At 52.0% G+C, this 19,065-nt stretch carries 19 protein-coding genes; all 19 read left to right on the forward strand.

What is annotated here, in order from left to right; translation table 11 throughout:
- Window positions 1-153 precede the first annotated feature (153 nt).
- The 19 genes from sleB (at window position 154) to miaB (ending at window position 19,017) form a co-directional block, all read left to right on the forward strand.
- On the forward strand, window positions 154-975 hold the full coding sequence (sleB, locus tag NSQ46_RS11520; RefSeq protein WP_007128688.1) for a spore cortex-lytic enzyme: 822 nt from the start codon (window positions 154-156) through the stop codon (window positions 973-975).
- Between the two features lie 125 nt (window positions 976-1,100).
- A complete protein-coding gene (locus NSQ46_RS11525; RefSeq protein WP_007128687.1) occupies window positions 1,101-2,381 on the forward strand; it encodes a pitrilysin family protein in 1,281 nt (426 codons plus the stop codon).
- Between the two features lie 3 nt (window positions 2,382-2,384).
- Complete coding sequence (locus NSQ46_RS11530; RefSeq protein WP_007128686.1) at window positions 2,385-3,665, forward strand: pitrilysin family protein; 1,281 nt, start codon at window positions 2,385-2,387, stop codon at window positions 3,663-3,665.
- Between the two features lie 3 nt (window positions 3,666-3,668).
- Complete coding sequence (gene fabG, locus NSQ46_RS11535) at window positions 3,669-4,436, forward strand: 3-oxoacyl-ACP reductase FabG (RefSeq protein ID WP_007128685.1); 768 nt, start codon at window positions 3,669-3,671, stop codon at window positions 4,434-4,436.
- A 106-nt stretch (window positions 4,437-4,542) separates the two neighbouring features.
- The gene (locus tag NSQ46_RS11540) at window positions 4,543-4,797 is read left to right on the forward strand and encodes a DUF3243 domain-containing protein (RefSeq protein ID WP_007128684.1); all 255 of its coding nucleotides are present in this window, start codon (window positions 4,543-4,545) and stop codon (window positions 4,795-4,797) included.
- 201 nt (window positions 4,798-4,998) lie between these two features.
- Window positions 4,999-5,766 carry a DUF3388 domain-containing protein gene (locus NSQ46_RS11545; RefSeq protein WP_007128683.1) on the forward strand — a complete coding sequence of 256 codons (768 nt, stop codon included), beginning with the start codon at window positions 4,999-5,001 and terminating at the stop codon, window positions 5,764-5,766.
- A 44-nt stretch (window positions 5,767-5,810) separates the two neighbouring features.
- Window positions 5,811-6,800: a RodZ domain-containing protein gene (locus tag NSQ46_RS11550; RefSeq protein ID WP_342576779.1), complete on the forward strand. Its 990-nt coding sequence runs from the start codon at window positions 5,811-5,813 to the stop codon at window positions 6,798-6,800.
- Window positions 6,801-6,885: 85 nt separating this feature from the next.
- Entirely contained in the window at window positions 6,886-7,059 is a 174-nt protein-coding gene (locus tag NSQ46_RS11555; RefSeq protein ID WP_007128681.1) for a hypothetical protein, read from the forward strand.
- A 161-nt stretch (window positions 7,060-7,220) separates the two neighbouring features.
- Window positions 7,221-7,712, forward strand: a complete 492-nt coding sequence (locus NSQ46_RS11560) for a YajQ family cyclic di-GMP-binding protein (protein WP_007128680.1) — start codon at window positions 7,221-7,223, stop codon at window positions 7,710-7,712.
- A gap of 259 nt (window positions 7,713-7,971) precedes the next feature.
- Entirely contained in the window at window positions 7,972-8,559 is a 588-nt protein-coding gene (gene pgsA / locus NSQ46_RS11565) for a CDP-diacylglycerol--glycerol-3-phosphate 3-phosphatidyltransferase (protein WP_007128679.1), read from the forward strand.
- Between the two features lie 108 nt (window positions 8,560-8,667).
- Window positions 8,668-9,936: a competence/damage-inducible protein A gene (locus tag NSQ46_RS11570; protein WP_007128678.1), complete on the forward strand. Its 1,269-nt coding sequence runs from the start codon at window positions 8,668-8,670 to the stop codon at window positions 9,934-9,936.
- Window positions 9,937-10,224: 288 nt separating this feature from the next.
- Window positions 10,225-11,286: a recombinase RecA gene (gene recA / locus NSQ46_RS11575; RefSeq protein ID WP_007128677.1), complete on the forward strand. Its 1,062-nt coding sequence runs from the start codon at window positions 10,225-10,227 to the stop codon at window positions 11,284-11,286.
- A gap of 145 nt (window positions 11,287-11,431) precedes the next feature.
- Entirely contained in the window at window positions 11,432-12,163 is a 732-nt protein-coding gene (locus NSQ46_RS11580; RefSeq protein WP_007128676.1) for a RecX family transcriptional regulator, read from the forward strand.
- Window positions 12,164-12,516: 353 nt separating this feature from the next.
- Window positions 12,517-14,058: a ribonuclease Y gene (gene rny, locus NSQ46_RS11585; protein ID WP_213616434.1), complete on the forward strand. Its 1,542-nt coding sequence runs from the start codon at window positions 12,517-12,519 to the stop codon at window positions 14,056-14,058.
- Between the two features lie 66 nt (window positions 14,059-14,124).
- Window positions 14,125-14,979 (forward strand): TIGR00282 family metallophosphoesterase, encoded by an 855-nt coding sequence (locus NSQ46_RS11590; RefSeq protein WP_341033012.1) that lies wholly within the window; start codon window positions 14,125-14,127, stop codon window positions 14,977-14,979.
- Window positions 14,980-15,109: 130 nt separating this feature from the next.
- On the forward strand, window positions 15,110-15,370 hold the full coding sequence (locus NSQ46_RS11595; protein WP_006211249.1) for a stage V sporulation protein S: 261 nt from the start codon (window positions 15,110-15,112) through the stop codon (window positions 15,368-15,370).
- Between the two features lie 92 nt (window positions 15,371-15,462).
- Window positions 15,463-16,425, forward strand: a complete 963-nt coding sequence (locus NSQ46_RS11600) for a dipeptidase (protein WP_342576780.1) — start codon at window positions 15,463-15,465, stop codon at window positions 16,423-16,425.
- 179 nt (window positions 16,426-16,604) lie between these two features.
- Complete coding sequence (locus NSQ46_RS11605; protein ID WP_007128672.1) at window positions 16,605-17,177, forward strand: phosphate propanoyltransferase; 573 nt, start codon at window positions 16,605-16,607, stop codon at window positions 17,175-17,177.
- Between the two features lie 280 nt (window positions 17,178-17,457).
- A complete protein-coding gene (miaB, locus tag NSQ46_RS11610; protein ID WP_007128671.1) occupies window positions 17,458-19,017 on the forward strand; it encodes a tRNA (N6-isopentenyl adenosine(37)-C2)-methylthiotransferase MiaB in 1,560 nt (519 codons plus the stop codon).
- Window positions 19,018-19,065 lie beyond the last annotated feature (48 nt).

Below are 19,065 nucleotides of genomic sequence, written 5' to 3' on the forward strand. Positions count from 1 at the left end.
TTTGTCGTGAAAAAGCATCCTGCTGCACGAAACGTTCCTCCCATCGATACAGCTCCGTGCCCAAGGTTCATCAGGTGCATAGGAACATGGCAGGCTTGTCATAATATACGTTAGCGAGGCTTGTTAAACCATAAGAGAAAGGTAGAGCGCAGCATGAAAAACTCGAGAATCTTGATTATGATAAGCACGGCGATTCTGTTATCAGGCACGGTATTCGCTCAAGGCACCCTTCATGCAGACGACAATCCGGCAGTACAGGATGCGATACCCACTTTCAGCCAGCAAACGATCAAATTCGGCTCCTATGGCGAGGATGTATATGAGCTGCAGGGCCGTCTAAAGCATTTGGGCTTTTATTATGGAAAAATCGACAGCGTATTCGGCTCCAAAACGTTGGGAGCGGTGAAATGGTTCCAATCCGAATTCGGAATGAAGGTAGACGGCATCGTCGGACCGAAGGTCAAGCTGAAGCTGTACAATGCAACGAAGGATTTTAAGCCGACGGAGCCGAAGCTTCATGAAGGGGGAGGCGGCAATGCCGGTGCCGGAGCCGGAGGGAATGCAGGGAATGCAGGCGGCGGGGGAGACAACAACCTGGCCTCTTCGAATACGATGGGTTTATCTGAAAATGACATTAAGATCATGGCCAACGCGGTTTATGGGGAAGCCCGGGGCGAACCATTCGAAGGGCAGGTTGCCGTTGCAGCCGTTATTTTAAACCGGGTCAAGTCGCCAAGCTTCCCGAATACGCCGCACGGGGTTATTTTTCAGCCGCGGGCATTCACGGCCGTCGCGGACGGGCAAATTTGGCTCGAGCCAAACGAAAATGCCAGAAAAGCGGTGATCCAGGCCATCAACGGTTGGGATCCGACCGGCGGCTGTCTCTATTACTTTAACCCGAAAACGGCGACATCGCCTTGGATCTGGACACGGCCTCAGGTCAAGACCATCGGACAGCATATCTTCTGTATGTAAGCCGTTTTACAAGCAACCGGGGACCTGTCTTCGGTTGCTTCTTCACTTTGCAATGGGTTAGAATGAACGATAAATGATGAGTAAATTATGGCAATGACAATCCACGAAGTAAGGGGATAAGGACCTTGACGAAAACCGAATTTGAACACGGCACAGCCGGTGGAATGCGGATCCACGTGCTGCCTACGCGCCGATTCAAGACATTTGCGATATCGCTTTACGCCGGAAGCCCTTTAGCTGAAGATACCGTCACAACGACCGCGCTGACGCCATTCGTGCTGCGCCGGGGAACCGTATCCTATCCCGAGACCAGAGCGTTCCGGGAACGCCTTGAGCAGCTGTATGGAGCCGGCTTTGGCTTCGATATTTATAAACGGGGCGATTATCAGATCGTTCACTTCCGGATGGACACGATTAACGATTCGTTCGTAAACAGCCCGGAGAGCCTGCTTTCTTCTTCGTTTGCATTTTTAGGCGAGGCGTTTACGGAGCCGGTGCTCGAGAACGGCGCATTCCGCAAAGCATACGTGCAGACCGAGCGCGATACCGTAAGGAAGAAGCTCGAATCCATCGTGAATGATAAAATCCGCTACGCCGCCGAGCGCTGCATCGAGGTAATGTGCAAGGATGAGCCTTACCGTTTGCATCCTTTGGGAGAACGCAAGGATCTCGAAGGAATCACGCCGGATGGGCTTTATCAGGCTTACCGGAAATGGCTGGATGAGTCGGTGCTTGATTTGTACGTGGTTGGCGATACCACCCTTGATGAAGTAAAGAAGCTTGTGGAGGAGCACTTCAAGCTGGACCGGACGCAGACCAAGGATTACAAGCCTTCGGTTACGCGCGCGGCGGCTAGAGATACCCAAACGGTCATCGAGCAGCTGGACATTAACCAGGGCAAGCTGAACATGGGGCTCCGCAGCACCATCACGTACGGGGACGACGAGTATGCCGCAGCCCTTCTTTACAACGGCATTCTTGGCGGATATCCGCATTCGAAGCTGTTCGTCAACGTGCGCGAGAAGGCAAGCCTCGCTTATTACGCCTCTTCCCGCTATGACGGGCATAAAGGCATCGCCACGATCCAGTCCGGCATTGAGGTTCAAAATTTTGACAAAGCGGTGGATATCATCCGCAAGCAGCTGGATGATATGGCGCAAGGCGCCATTACGGATATCGAGATGTCCCAGACGAAGGCCATGATCCGGAACGTGATCAAGGAAATGCAGGATTCGGCCTTCGAGATGATCGCCTATGATTTCAACCGCCAGCTGTCCGGCAAGGAGCGCACGCCGGATGAGCTTCTCGATCAGGTGGATCGCATGTCCGCGGATGATGTGAAGCAGGCGGCCTCCGCATTTTCACTGGACACGATTTACTTCCTGAAAGGTCAAAAGGAGGAATAGCCCGTGGAACGCATTCATTATGACAACCTGCAGGAGACGCTGTATTACGAGGTGATGGATAACGGGCTGCGCGTCTATGTGCTGCCAAAGCCCGGATTCCAGAAAACCTATGCGACCTTCGCTACCAAATACGGTTCGGTGGACAATCACTTCAAGGTGGAGGGAGCAGCTGAGGTTCGGGTGCCCGACGGGATCGCGCATTTTCTCGAGCACAAAATGTTCGAGGAGCCAGAGGGCGATATCTTTGCGAAATTTGCTTCCAACGGAGCTTCCGCCAACGCCTTCACCAGTTTTGACCAGACCGTGTACCTATTCTCCGCTACGGATCATATCCATGAAAACCTGGAAACCTTGATCGATTTCGTTCAGAACCCTTATTTTACGGACCAGAACGTCGAGAAGGAGAAGGGGATTATCGGCCAAGAAATCAATATGTACCAGGATAACCCGGATTGGCGCGTATATTTCGGGCTGATCGAGGCAATGTATAAGGTGCATCCCGTTCATATTGATATTGCCGGCACGGTGGAGTCCATCGGAACGATCACGAAGGAAGACCTGTACACCTGTTACAATGCATTCTATCATCCAAGCAATATGCTGCTGTTCGTGGTCGGCGGGGTGGACCCGGAAGAGACGATGAATTTGATCCGTTCCAACCAAGCGCGGAAATCTTATGATCAACAGGGCAAGATTGAGCGTATTTTCGATCCTGAGCCGACGGAGGTCGCCGAGAAGCGGCGCGAGAGCCGGCTTGCGGTATCGCTGCCGAAGTGCCTGTTCGGCTTCAAGGAGAAGGAGACGGGCTTGTCTGGTGAGGAGCAGCTGCGCCGGGATTTGACCACCAAGCTGATGATGGATCTTCTGTTCGGGGCGAGCACCGAGCTGTATCAGAAGCTGTATGAAGACGACCTGATCTCGGACAGCTTCGGGCACGAATACAACAGCTCGCCGGAGTATGCGTTCTCCGCGGTCGGCGGGGATACGAAGGATCCGGACGCCCTGCTTGCCCGCATCCGCGAAGAAGTCGATAAGCTGAAGGCCAGCGGATTCCGGGAGGATGATTTTGAGCGGGCCCGCAAGAAAAAAATGGGCGGTTACCTGCGCATGCTCAATTCCCCTGAGAACATTGCGCATGAATTTACACGTTATCAGTTCCGCGGTGCCGACCTGTTTAAAGTGCTGCCAGTCTATGAATCGATCACGCTTGAAGAAGTAAACCGCCGTCTTCAGGAGCATGTCGATTGGAATCAGCTGGCTGTTTCGATCGTGGTGAGTCCGTAGGTGATGACAGGCATGGGAAAGGAAATGAAGCCGATCGGGGAGATGACGGTGCTTATTACAGGCGCCAGCAGGGGAATCGGAGCGGCGATTGCCGAGCGCTTCGCGTCGGTTCGGATGAATGTGATCATCCACTATATGAATTCGCATGAAGCGGCCAATGAAGTGGCGAGGCGATGCCTTGAGCATGGCGCGCGGGTGCTGACGGTATCGGCCGACCTGCGCGACAAGGAGCAGATTTTGCGGATGAAAGAAAAGCTCCAGAGCCACGGCATGGAGCCTGATATTCTGGTCAACAATGCTGGGGTGTCCCACTATGGGCTGTTGTCCGACGTTACCGAAGCGGAGTGGGATTCCCTCATGTCGATTAATTTAAAAGGCATGTTCCTATGCACCCAGGCTTTCATGGATCGGATGATCTCCCAGCGGTTCGGGAGAATCATCAATGTGTCCTCCGTCTGGGGACTGTCCGGCGCCTCGTGCGAGGTGCTGTACTCCACAAGCAAAGGCGGCGTCAATGCGTTTACGAAGGCGCTGGCGAAGGAGCTAGCCCCTTCGGGCGTCACCGTTAATGCCGTTGCACCCGGCGCGGTGGATACGTCGATGCTGGAGCATTTGGCTTCCGATGAGATTCGGATGCTCGAAGATGAAATTCCGGCGGGCCGGTTGGCGCATCCGGATGAAATATCGTCGCTTGTATATTTTCTGGCGCTGCCCGAATCCGGATACATTACCGGTCAAGTGATCAGTCCGAACGGCGGATGGGTGACGTAGGCGGCAATCGTGGTGTAATTCACCACTCATAAGGGATTGATTACGGGGACATATTACTATTGGTTACTTCAATCTCAATTGCCACAAGCAAAAGGAGGATTTCATCATGTCATCCGTAATCAAGAACTTTGATTCCTGGAAGAAGTTCCTGGGCGAGCGTGTCGTGCAAGCCGAAAAAGCCGGTATGAACGAAGACACCATTTCACAGCTTGCGTACGAAATCGGCGACTTTCTCGACGAGAAGATCGACCCTCAGAATGCTTCCAACCGTGCAATTAAGGAATTGTGGGACGTAGGAAGTGAAGAAGAGCGCCGCGTGATCGCCCGTCTGATGGTGAAATTGGCCAAACACAACGCCTAATACGCTTGCAAAAAGCCCCCTTTACAAGGGGCTTTTTGTCAAGATAAAAGAATGTAATTTTCATGTCACCGTTAATACTTGCCTTTCATTTTTATTTTATATATCATTAACGTGACCCATTAATCATTTGACTCGTTTTTTGTGGAAAATACAGGGGAATTGTCGAATATAGATGGAAAAGAAGTGCAAAGAGGTGTCTTTGTGGAATCGAATCAGTGGTACATGGAGTATAAAATACATAAAAACCGGCCGGGCCTCCTTGGCGACATCGCCTCCGTGCTCGGTATGCTGGAAGTGAACATCCTGACGATCAACGGCGTGGAAGGCCGTACTCGCGGTATGCTCCTAGAGACCGATGATGAAGAAAAAATCATCCTCATGGGTAAAATGTTAAATAAGGTTGCGAATATTACGGTAACAGCCTTAAGACCTCCCAAGCTGGTGGATATTTTGGCTGTCCGGCATGGACGATACATTGACCGGGACTCGGACGATCGTAAAACATTTCGTTTTACGCGCGATGAGCTCGGTTTACTTGTTGACTTTTTGGGTGAAATGTTCAAAAGGGAAGGAAATCAGGTGGTGGGACTTCGGGGCATGCCGCGCGTCGGCAAAACGGAGTCTATTATTGCGGGCAGCGTCTGCGCCATGAAGCGCTGGACCTTCGTTTCGTCCACCCTGCTGCGGCAGACGATCCGCAGTCAGCTCTCCGAGGATGAAATGAACCCGAACAACGTGTTTATCATCGACGGAATCGTCAGCACGATCCGTTCGAATGAGCGTCATTACCAGCTGCTCCAGGACATTATGAGCATGGAGAGCACGAAGGTGATCGAGCATCCGGATATTTTCGTGCGCGAATCCGAATATTCCTATGATGATTTTGACATTATTATTGAATTGCGAAACAATCCGGACGAGGAAATCGTTTATGATACGTTCACAGGTTCTTATAGTGACGATTTATAATATGTTCTTCGGACTACATAGTATTCTAAGTAGGAGGTGATGGCATGTCCGAACTGGGACAGCAATTGAGGGAGGCGCGTCTGCAAAAAGGAATGAGCCTTGATGACGTGCAGGAAATGACAAAAATACGCAAACGATACTTGGAAGCCATCGAGGCAGGGGATTACAAAGTACTTCCCGGCAGTTTTTACGTGCGGGCATTCATCAAAACCTATGCGGAAGCCGTGGGCATCAACCCGGAGGAGCTGCTGGAAGGTCATAAACAGGATGTTCCGAAAACGGAAGCGGAGCCGACGATGGAGCCGGTGATCCAAAAACGCGCCAGCCGGCCTGCAGGCGAACGGAATATGAAATGGCTGCCGACCCTGTTGATGTGGACGTTTCCCATCCTGATCGTCGTGGTGATCTACCTGGTTGCGACCCATTCCAATAAATCGGATGCGCCTCCGGTCAGCCAGAATGACCAGACGCAGACGGATCAGGGCCAGCAACAGACGACCCAAACGCCGGGTGATGGCGATGGCGCCAAGGGCAGCGGGACGACGACAGGCGAAACCGGCGGTGACACGAACGGCGAAGGGACGGATGGCACGGACGGTACGGATGCCGCTGACGGCACGGATACCGCTGACGGCACCGATAATACGGACAGCACCGATGGTACGGATGGAACGGGTACGGATAGTCCGGATGACGCGGTTCCAGGTCAAACGACGGTGACGCAGGATCGGACCGAAGGCAAAAACACCATCTTTAAGGTAACGGGATCTAATGTAAAGGTAGAGCTTGTGGCAGGCAGCAATGCCCAGAGCTGGGTTGAAGTATACCGTGGGAAAAATTCGTCCGGGGAGAAGCTGTTTTTCGGGATGCTGGAGAACGGCGCAGCGATCAGCTACGATCTCGACAGTCAGGGCATGTACGTAAAATCCGGCAACTCGACCGCAACAACGATTAAGGTAGGCGGGCAGACGGTGACCGACGGCAAGACGACGTCCCGCATCATTCTCGAGCCGGCCGAAGCCGCTACTGAATAATTGCCTTGCTTCGAGGAAATGATACTAACGGCATGTTTGGATAAAACATGCTGTTATTCACTTCCTGTTTATGAGGTGATGCGGTATGACGGTCAACTGGATCGTGTTCGGATTGGGTGTTATTGTCAGCCTCTTGGGATATTATTTAATTCCTGGCGACTGGGGATACGGCATATTAGGCTTTGGGCTGGCATTTGTCCTGCTCGGAATTCTGAGCATGTTCCGCCGTCCGATGCGTGAGCCGAAATCAAGACATTGACGATGGATGGGCTTCGTGTTCGCCGGGCCGGCGGACAACGGGGTCTTTTTCGTTCCCGAAAATGAAGGGCGCGCCGCCTGTATATGTCATTTACGGATTAGACTTGCGCCTTCGTTTTACCTATAATAGAAGCAGCATAATGCAAGGAGGAAGGATTCACCATGGCTTCGGAAAATTCATTTGATATCGTATCCAAGATGGATATGCAGGAACTGAACAACGCGGTTAATCAGGCTGAACGGGAAATCGAGAACCGTTTTGATTTCAAGGGAAGCAAGAGCAGCCTGAAGCTGGAGAAGGACGCCCTGATCATTACGTCCGACGATGAGTACAAGCTGAATGCGGTCATCGATATTCTGCAAACGAAGATGATCAAGCGCGGCTTGTCGATCAAGAACGTCGAGTACGGCAAAATCGAACCGGCTTCCATGGGAACGGTGAGACAGCGGCTGGCGCTGAAGCAGGGGATCGATCAGGAGAACGCCAAGAAGATCAATATCCTTATCCGGGATTCCAAGCTGAAGGTCAAGAGCCAGATTCAAGGGGACCAAATCCGGGTAACCGGAAAGAGCAAGGACGATCTTCAAGCGATCATGCAGCTGCTGCGCAAAGCGGATCTGCCGCTCGATTTGCAATTCACCAACTTCAAATAATCTATGGACGTTTCATCTGCATTCCTGCCGGCTTGCAGTTTGTCCTTTTGACAGGCTGCAATCGGAAAGATTATACTAAAAAACGATATATAAGAATTAACGTATACATAGATTACTGGGGGATGAATATGACGGAAAGCGTTCAGCGCTTCAGACCTTTTTGGCCCTTGGGAGGGGCGGCCTTGCCGCGAGTGATCCGCTCAGCCGTTTGTGGGGCTGCTGAAATTTCAAGACAACCCGATGCAAGGGAGGTTGCCCTATGAATTTACCCAACCGAATCACGCTTGCCCGTATATGCTTGATCCCTATCATGATGGTATTTTTGCTGGTGGATTTTGATTTTTACCCGGATCCGATTGTGTGGCACGGTTTCGAGCTCCCGTACAATCAGCTGATCGCGGCGCTGATCTTCATCCTTGCTGCAAGCACGGACGGGATTGACGGGTATTTGGCCAGGAAGAACAACATGGTAACGAACCTCGGAAAGCTGCTGGATCCGCTGGCAGACAAGCTGCTCGTGGCGGCTATTCTCATTTCCCTTGTGGAGATGGGCAAATGCGATTCTTGGATTGCGGTTGTCATTATCAGCAGGGAGTTTGCGGTTACCGGATTGCGCCAGATTGCGCTTCTTGACGGCGCGGTCGTCGCGGCCGGGCAGTCCGGCAAGATCAAAACCGTCATTCAGATTGTGGCGATTGTCGCGCTGCTGATTAACAACTTTCCGTTTGTGTTCCTCGGCATCCCATTCGATATCATTGCGATCTGGGCTGCTGCGGCCATTACGATTTATTCGGGAATCGAATACTTTGTCAAGAACAGGCATCTGCTTGACGGTGCAGGAGCATAACAGCAATAGGAGCAATCCTATTGCTTTTTTCTTCCGCGCTCCATTGTTATCACCGTTTGAGCCATATCGAGACCAAACATAAAAGAGTACAGGAGGGGCTATTATCGTATGAAAGCAGAGATCATTGCAGTCGGAACGGAATTGCTGCTGGGGCAGATTGTAAACACCAATGCCCAGTACTTATCCAGAGAGCTTGCAGCCATGGGCATCGACGTATATTACCAAACCGTAGTCGGGGACAACATGGAGCGATTGAAGGAAGCGCTCCGCCTGTCGAGCAGCAGAGCGGACATCGTCATCCTATCGGGCGGGCTCGGTCCTACCCAGGACGACCTGACGAAGGATGCGCTGGCTTCGCTGCTGAACCGGTCGCTGCATATCGACAGGATGGCCATGGACCGCATTGAGCGTTTCTTCCAGGACCGGGGCGTCGTTATGACCGAGAACAACCGCCGCCAGGCGATTGCCATCGAAGGGGGAACGCCGCTGCCGAACGAAACCGGGCTGGCCGTTGGCAATGCGATCACGCAGGACGGGACGCATTACATCGTATTGCCGGGACCGCCGAAGGAATTGATCCCGATGTTCGAGCAGCAAGCCAAGCCTTGGCTGCTCCAGCATGTGCTGACGGATGAGCTTCCGATCTACTCCAAGATGCTGAAGTTTGCCGGAATCGGGGAATCTGCCTTGGATGAGAGGCTTTCGGACCTGATCACCGAGCAGACCGACCCGACGATCGCGCTGTATGCGAAGGACGGTGAGGTGACCGTCCGCATATCCACCAAGGCTGCAAGCGAGTCCGAAGCGATGGTCCGCCTTGATGAGCTGCAAGAGCGGATTCGCGAGCGCGGCCCCGAATTCATGTACGCCAGCGAGGATGTGCCGATCGAGAAGGTGATTGTCGACACGATGGCAGACCGGGGATTGACGCTGAGCGCGGCGGAGAGCTGCACGGGCGGTCTGGTGGCGGAAAGCTTGACCTCCGTACCTGGCAGCGCGACGATGTTCCTTGGAGGGATCGTTTCCTACACGAATGAAATGAAGCGAAAGCTTGTGCATATCCCGCAAGCGTTGCTGGAAGGCGATGATGCGCCCGGCGCAGTGAGCAGGGAGGTCGCTCAGGCCCTCGCGGAGAATGTCCGGCTGATCACCGACAGCGATTTCGGACTGTCCGTTACCGGCGTAGCCGGCCCCGGTTATGCCGAACGCAAGCCGGTGGGGCTTGTATACATCGGATTGTCCCAGCGCGGAAGAGAGACCGAGGTGCACGAGCTTAATCTTCAAGGCAACCGGGAGACGATCCGTTTGCGCGCGACGAAGGCGCTGCTGTACCGCTTATGGCGGCGGCTTGTCTCGGAGGGATCGGAGCAGGCGTAGCAGGAGCCCCATCTTCGTGAATGAATGCGGAGCTGCATGACATAATAATAGTAAATCTTTTACATTGTTCTTGAACTGGAGAATCGATCCAGGTATAATCGGAAGTACGGAAGAACCGTGGCATATCGAAGGATGATGCCGCGGTTTTGCTTGTTTATGGAGACTGCCCGGAATTGAGCAGGGAAGGGGGAGGGTCAAAAAAAACGAATGTATGTTCGAAAAAAAGCTTGGCAAACGTGTCAAAACAAGGTATGATTAGACTATCAACAGTGAAGGGTTGTGGAACAATTGTCAGATCGTCGTGCTGCGCTTGAAATGGCGCTTCGTCAGATAGAGAAACAGTTCGGAAAAGGTTCCATCATGAAATTGGGTGAGTCCACCCATATGCAGGTAGAGATTGTGCCTAGCGGATCGCTGGCATTGGATATAGCACTTGGAACCGGCGGATTGCCTAGAGGCCGGATTATTGAAGTATATGGACCGGAATCCTCCGGTAAAACAACTGTAGCGCTCCATGCGATTGCTGAGGTTCAGAAGACTGGCGGACAAGCTGCGTTTATCGATGCCGAGCACGCACTGGATCCGTCCTATGCGAGCAAATTGGGCGTTAACATCGATGAACTCCTGCTTTCCCAGCCGGATACGGGTGAGCAAGCGCTTGAAATTGCTGAAGCTTTGGTGCGCAGCGGTGCAGTCGATATCATTGTTATCGACTCGGTCGCAGCGCTTGTGCCGAAGGCCGAGATTGAAGGCGACATGGGTGACTCCCATGTGGGTCTGCAGGCTCGTCTGATGTCCCAGGCTCTGCGTAAACTGTCCGGCGCGATCAACAAGTCCAAAACGATTGCCATCTTTATTAACCAGCTTCGTGAGAAGGTCGGCGTTATGTTCGGTAACCCTGAGACGACACCGGGTGGCCGTGCCTTGAAGTTCTACTCCACCGTCCGTTTGGATGTACGCCGTGTAGAGAGCATTAAGATGGGGAATGACGTCGTAGGTAACCGCACACGGATTAAAGTGGTTAAGAACAAAGTTGCGCCTCCGTTTAAACAAGCCGAGCTTGACATTATGTACGGTGAAGGCATCTCCAGAGAGGGAAGCCTGATCGATATCGGTACTGAGCTTGATATTGTGGATAAGAGCGGTGCTTGGTATTCCTTTGGCGGCGATCGTCTTGGCCAGGGACGTGAGAATGCGAAGCAATTCCTGAAGGAGCATCCGGAAGTGGCGAATGTGATCGAGAACAAAATCCGGGAAGCAAGCAACTTGACCACGGTTGTTCCTGAACCGAGCGCAAGCGAGAAGGAGCAAGAGGAGCTGGAAGAGCAAGATCTATTTAAAGTGGAATAATGCCCAGCTATTTCTGATAGTGCTAGGACCGTCCGGTGTTGAGAAGAACGCCTGGACGGTCTTCTTTGCATTATCGTAATGCGGGATCATAATAGTCATCCATGGTATGGAGTATGTAAAAGCTGCAGAGCGATAAGGAGAAGCTATGAGTGATAATCGTGAAATAACCGAAGAAGCTTCTTCGGGGATCGAGCATTTTCCGGATCAGGAGGATCTGGTGATCACGTCCGTGGAGAAGCTGCGCAAGCCTAGAGGACGTTATAAGATATCGTTCGGTCCTTATGAGATGACGGTTCATGAAGACGTGATGCTGAAATACCGTATGCTTAAGGGGAGCATCTTCCGTAAGGAGGAGCTTCAGGATATCGTAGTCGTGGATGAAAGGCAGAGGGCCTATGTGGAGGCACTGAATTATCTGTCAAGGAAGCCCCGTACATCGCAGGAAATCGTGCAGCGCCTGCAGCAGAAGGGAGCGGATCCGGATAGCATAGAGGTGACGCTCCGGCGGCTTGAGGCGGAGAAGCTGATCGACGACGCATTATATGCGAGAATGTGGGCGGAGCAGCGGATGACAGGGCATAAGAAGGGCCGCCTGTGGGTAAAGCAGGAGCTGAGGCAGAAAGGGATCCGGACCGAGCTGATATCGGAGGCGCTGAGCGAGGTAAGTGCCGAGGAGGAGCTGGAAAGCGCGCTTGTGGTTGCAAGAAAGAAATGGCAGCAGACGAAGGGCGAGCTGCTGGATCGCAAGCGGAAGACGGGAGCGTATTTGATGCGGCGCGGCTTTAGCGGGGAACAGGCGAGGCAGGCGCTAAGGCGTCTAATCGAAGAGGAGCAGGAGTATGGAGCGGACGACCAGGAACTGGAAGAGTTTGAATGAAATGAACGAAAGGTGCCAACCTCTGCATAGATATTGGCACTTGTGACTGAAACTGACGTTTACCCATTGCTTTCCCTTGACAATATCTTTTTATAAATAATAAAATAAACATGAATCTTTTTTTAAATTAGCATCCTTTTTCCTTCCAAAAAAGTGACTACTTTGTGAAAGATTCATTTTATCGCTAATTCATAGTGAAATGAATTCCGCTGGATTCAAGCGGAATATGCGGGCAAAGAGATGCACGCAGCATGGACGGCAGGCAGCTGCCGGTATTTTATGTATGAATGAGTAACTGACAATTGCACATTTCCCAAGGAATGCCTTGGAGGAACCAACGAGGAGGTGATCAGATGCATCCAATTTGGTGGATCATAATCGTTCTCGTTGTAGCCGCTATATTCTTTGGGTTCGGTTATTTTATTCGCAAATCCCTTGCAGAAGCTAAAATTTCCAGTGCCGAGCACGCCGCTTTGCAGATTGTTGAAAGTGCAAAGAAGGAAGCCGAGGCATTGAAGAAAGAAACGGTTCTTGAGGCTAAGGACGAAGTCCATAGAATCAGAGCCGAAGCTGAAAAAGACACTCGTGAGCGCCGTAACGAAATACAACGGCAGGAGCGCAGATTGTTGCAAAAGGAAGAGTCGCTGGATAAAAAAATAGAATCTTTGGAACGTAAAGAAGAACAGGTGGCGAACAAAGAGAAACGAATTGAAGAGACCCAGCAGCAAATCGATGCGATTTACAAGAAGCAAACAACGGAACTGGAGCGCATCTCCAATCTGACGATGGAGGATGCTCGCAGCATTATTCTCAGCAATGTCGAGCAGGAGGTTCGTCACGAAACCGCTCAGATGATCAAAGAAATCGAGCAGCAGGCGAAGGAAGAGGCCGACAAGAAGTCACGCGAGATCATTACGCTGGCGATTCAGCGCTGTGCGGCTGATCATGTGGCTGAAACGACGGTATCTGTAGTTACGCTGCCGAACGAAGAGATGAAGGGCCGGATCATCGGACGTGAAGGCCGGAATATCCGTGCGCTTGAGACCCTCACAGGGATTGACCTTATTATCGATGATACGCCGGAAGCTGTTATATTGTCCGGATTTGATCCAATTCGCCGCGAGATTGCGCGAACAGCGCTCGAGAAGCTGGTGGCGGACGGACGGATTCATCCGGCTCGTATCGAGGAAATGGTGGAGAAATCCCGTAAGGAAGTTGACGAACGCATCCGCGAATACGGAGAACAAGCAACCTTTGAGGTTGGCGTACACGGTCTGCACCCGGATTTGATCAAAATTTTGGGACGACTGAAATTCCGTACAAGCTATGGGCAAAACGTGCTGAAGCATTCCATGGAAGTCGCCTATTTGGCTGGTCTGATGGCTGGCGAATTGGGCGAAGACATCGTTCTTGCGAAGCGAGCAGGACTGTTGCATGACATCGGTAAAGCGCTGGATCATGAAGTGGAAGGTTCACACGTTGAAATTGGCGTGGAGCTGGCGAAGAAGTATAAGGAACATCCGGTGGTTATCAACAGTATTGCCTCTCACCACGGGGATTGCGAAGCAACTTCCGTGATTGCGATGCTGGTAGGTGCTGCTGACGCATTGTCCGCGGCCAGACCGGGAGCACGCAGAGAGACGCTGGAGACGTATATTAGACGCCTTGAGAAGCTCGAAGAAATTTCCGAATCGTTTGAAGGCGTGGAGAAATCCTATGCGATTCAAGCGGGCCGTGAAGTTCGCGTCATGGTTCAACCTGACAAGATCGACGATGCCGAAGCATTCCGCTTGGCACGCGACATCACCAAGACGATTGAGAATGAACTGGATTACCCAGGTCATATCAAGGTCACCGTGATCCGGGAAACCCGAGCGGTGGATTACGCGAAATAATGCATCGAATTTAGAAAGTGGCCGCTATAACGGCCACTTTTTATCTTTACAGAAGAAAAGAACGCAATGGAATCGGAAGCCTATATTCAAGTTTTGCAGAAGCTTCCTGTTAGAGGAGTGATTGACATCAACGTCTTATTTATCGGAGATATCGTTGGCAGCACGGGGCGAAAAGCGTTGAAAGCATCCCTGCCGGAACTGAAATCGAAGTACAATCCGCATATCATCATTGCTAATGGCGAGAATGCGGCGTCAGGGCGGGGGATCACCTCGGCCATCGCCAACGAGTTTTTCAATTGGGGCATTCACGGCATTACGATGGGCAACCATACGTGGGACAACAAGGACATTTTTGAATTCATTGACGATGAGCCGCGAATGGTTCGGCCGGCGAATTTTCCGCCGGGAACCCCGGGGCAAGGGTATACGGTAATCAAAGCCAACGGCAAGCAGCTGGCGATCGTGAACCTTCAAGGCCGAACGTTTCTGCCGGCGATCGACTGCCCCTTCCGGGCGGCCGATGACATTGTGGACGAGCTCCGTCAGAAGGTGAAGTGCATTCTTGTCGATTTTCACGCCGAAGCTACTTCGGAGAAAATAGCCATGGGCTGGCATATGGACGGACGTGCTTCCATGGTCGTCGGTACCCACACGCATGTACAGAGCAATGATGACACCATTTTGCCTGGTGGAACGGCTTATATCACCGATACCGGTATGGTCGGCTCCAAAGAAGGAATCCTCGGCATGCAGCGAGAAGCGGTGCTGTACAAATTCAAAACCCAGCTTCCTGCCCGTTTCCAGGTCGATGAAGGGAAATGGCAGTTCCATGCCGTTTTTGCCGAGCTGGACGAAGCGAGCGGCAAAGCGCGCCGGATTGAAAAAATCCGCATGTATGAAGATGAATGGCGAATGGATTAAAAGCGGTGAAATCCGTTTAATGAAAAATAGGAACGAATGGCAAAAAGCAGGAATTTTTTCCCCTCTCACGAATAACATCTAGTAAGCGGAAGCAAACCATCACTCAACATTCCCAGGGGAGGTACTTACCATGGAAGTATTAAAAGTTTCAGCAAAATCCAATCCCAATTCGGTTGCAGGGGCGCTAGCTGGAGTTCTTCGGGAACGTGGGGGAGCAGAGCTGCAGGCGATAGGGGCGGGAGCACTGAACCAGGCCATTAAAGCTGTTGCGATAGCCCGGGGATTTGTAGCACCGAGCGGGGTGGATCTGATCTGTATCCCTGCTTTTACGGATATTGTGATTGATGGCGAAGACCGAACGGCAATTAAATTAATTGTGGAGCCTAGATAGAGTTTAAAGTGAGGAATAGCCTGTTTACCCTTTTTTCGAGTAAGCAGGCTTTTTGCTATGACCAAGCCCTGAAGGGAGAGGCCTGAGCTGTTATGCAGACGGTTGATTTTCACTGTGACGCCATAAGCAAATTATGGGAGGATTCGAGCGCCTCCTTTAAGAACGATCCGAAGCTGGATGTCAGCCTGGAGCGAATGATTCAGGGTCACGTTGATCTGCAGGTGTTTGCTGTATTCTTATCGGAACAGTACGGCCGGCCGTCGTTTGAACGGGTGCTTGCGCAGATTGAAGTGTTTCGAAGACGCCTTGCGGATCCAGGATTCGTGAAGCCGCTGCTCTGGAAGGAGCAGGTTCAGGCGATTAGGGAAGGGAGCGGGAAGGACCGCTATGGCCTGCTGTCGCTCGAGGGCGTTGACGGGCTGGAAGGGAATCTCCACTATGTGAGGCTGTGTTATGAACTGGGCGTGCGTTGCATGGGGATAACCTGGAATTATGCCAATTGGGCGGCGGATGGAGCGATGGAGTCCCGAAACGGCGGTTTTACGGAGCGGGGCCGTGAGCTGGTAAGGCTGTGCAATGAGATCGGCATGGTGCTGGACGTGTCCCATTTGTCCGAGGCCGGCTTCTGGGAGCTGATGGAGCTGACGAGCCGACCCGTCATCGCTTCCCATTCGAACGCCTATACCATCTGTCCGCATCCGCGTAATTTACGGGACGATCAGATACGAGCGCTTGTTGCCTTGGACGGGCGAATTGGAATAACGTTCGTGCCATGGTTCATACGGAGCGATGGGCAGGGAGTGAAGCCGGAGGATCTGCTTCCGCATATTGAGAAGATTTGCGAGCTTGGCGGAGCAAAGCATTTGATGTTCGGCTCGGATTTCGACGGGATTGACCGGTGGGTTGAAGGACTGGCGCATCCTGGGCACTATCCAGACCTGCAGGAGCTTTTGCTGAAATATTACCCGGAAGATGAGGTGCGGGGATGGATGTCGGGCCATGCGCTTCGTTTCCTGGAGGGCAACCTGCCATCGAAAGCGGAAGATAAGTCGTGATTTAAAAAGCAGCATCAATGCCGGTCCATTCGATAAAACTTTGACAATCTTGTAGCAACCATGCAAATCCATGCGAAGCGGGGGCCGTAAACGAACGGCTCCCTTTTTATTTTTGGGTAATAGAGAGTATAATAGACAATGGCATGTACAGCATATAGAGAAAACAAGGAGTGAGTCAGATGAGTAAAACTGTACCTGTGGGTGTATCCGCCCGCCATATTCATTTAACCCAGGAGCATATCGAGGCATTGTTCGGCCCTGGATATCAATTGACCGAAATGAAGCCATTGTCCCAGCCAGGACAATTCGCAGCGAATGAAACGGTTGCTGTAATTGGTACGAAGGGACAATTCGATAAAGTGAGAATTTTGGGACCTGCCCGTCCTGCGACCCAGCTTGAAATTTCGCGCACCGATTCCTTTGCGATCGGCGTGAAGGCTCCAGTCCGCGAATCCGGCAACATCGCCGGCACGCCGGGCATTACGATTAAGGGCCCTGCCGGAGAAGTCACTGTCGACGAAGGGGTTATCGTTGCAGCCCGTCATATTCACTTCCATACCTCCGATGCGGAAAAATGGGGGATCAAGGATAAAGATATGCTGAAGGTGCGCCTTGGCGGAGAGCGCGGATTGGTTCTGGAAAATGTCATCGCCCGCGTATCCGACAACTATGCGCTGGATATGCACATCGACACGGATGAAGCGAACGCAGCCGGTGCTAAAACAGGCGATACGGCCGAGATTATAGACTAAATCATACTGTGATAAAGAATAAGCCTGAATCGATGGGAGTCGATTCGGGCTTTTTTAACGTTCGCCGTCCACATTTACGGGTATTCCGGTGGTAGCTTCGCTATAAAGATCATGATATAATTTAAAACAGTGCCTATTGAAGTCGTGTTCCGCATTAGCGGCTGCTCGCTCCGCCGTTTTCGAAAGAGCGGGCAGCCAAGGCTGCTTGCGCGAACAGGCTATGATACTGCAGGATGAAATTTGAAACCAGAGATATAGCGGATCTAAGGAGTGACCTAGCATGTCCAAGGAAAGTAAGGACTACTCCAAGTATTTTGATTTTTCAGGCGCGAAGATTCTCTCGGAAGACGAGCATGGCAAGAGAATCCGGATTAACGGCCGGGAAATCAATATTCTATCGGAGCCTAATCATAGACAGGAAAAACAGCGCGGCAAAGAGAGCGTGCAGGTATTGTACGATACGGCGCTGCCGGAAGAATTCAAGCAGCTTGGCGCGGGCAAGCATTACATCGTCTATACTTACGGCTGCCAAATGAACGAGCACGATTCGGAGACGATCAAGGGACTGCTCGAGCAAATGGGGTATCAGTCAACGGAAGACCGTAAAGAGGCGGACATCATTCTGCTCAACACCTGCGCAATCCGGGAGAATGCGGAGGATAAGGTATTCGGCGAGCTCGGCCATTTGAAGCATCTGAAGACCGAGAAGCCGGATATGCTGCTCGGCGTGTGCGGCTGCATGTCGCAGGAAGAGGCTGTGGTGAACCGAATTCTTCAGAAGCATGGCTTCGTGGATCTCATCTTCGGCACGCACAATATTCACCGTCTGCCGCATTTGATTCAAGAAGCGTTGTTCAGCAAGGAAATGGTCGTTGAGGTATGGTCGAAGGAAGGCGATATCGTCGAGAACCTTCCGAAGAAACGGGAAGGACTGCGCGGCTGGGTTAACATTATGTACGGCTGTGACAAATTCTGTACATACTGTATCGTTCCATATACCCGCGGGAAGGAGCGCAGCCGCCGTCCGGAGGACGTGATCGCCGAGGTGCGTGAGCTCGCCCGCCAAGGCTATAAGGAGATTACGCTGCTTGGTCAAAACGTGAATGCCTACGGCAAGGATTTCACCGATATCGAATACCGCTTCGGCGATTTGATGGACGATATCCGCAAAATCGATATCCCCCGCGTCCGGTTTACGACGTCCCACCCGAGAGACTTCGACGATCATCTGATCGAGGTGCTCGCCAAGGGCGGCAACCTGGTGGAGCATATCCATCTGCCTGTGCAATCGGGCAGCTCGCAGGTGTTGAAGCGGATGAGCCGTAAATATACGCGCGAGAGCTACCTAGAGCTCGTTCGGAAGATTAAACAGGCTATCCCTGATGTCGTTCTAACGACGGATATCATCGTAGGCTTCCCTGGGGAGACGGATGAGCAGTTCGAGGAAACCTTATCGCTCGTACGCGAGGTGGGGTATGACTCGGCATTTACCTTCATTTACTCGCCGCGTGAAGGCACGCCGGCAGCCGTCATGGAAGATAACGTTCCAATGGAGGTTAAGAGCCAAAGGCTGCAGCGCTTAAATGAGGTTATTAATGAGTTCAGCCGCAAGAGCAATGACCAGCTGCTTGGAGCCACCGTGGAGGTGCTCGTGGAAGGAATCAGCAAAAATAACGATTCCGTGCTGTCCGGACGGACGCGGAGCAACAAGCTGGTCCATTTCGAAGGCTCCCCTGACCTGATTGGAAGCTTCGTTCAGGTGAAAGTGACCGATACGAAGACCTGGTATATTAAAGGCGATCTCATCGCCGATCCGGTGCCGGCCTCGGATGCTGTATAAGTAATCATGTAATTGTCGATCGCCCGGTTTTCTGAAAGGACATATAAA

Origin of the sequence: Paenibacillus sp. FSL M8-0142, assembly GCF_038597315.1 — a bacterium.
Taxonomy (GTDB): Bacteria; Bacillota; Bacilli; order Paenibacillales; family Paenibacillaceae; genus Paenibacillus_AQ; species Paenibacillus_AQ lactis.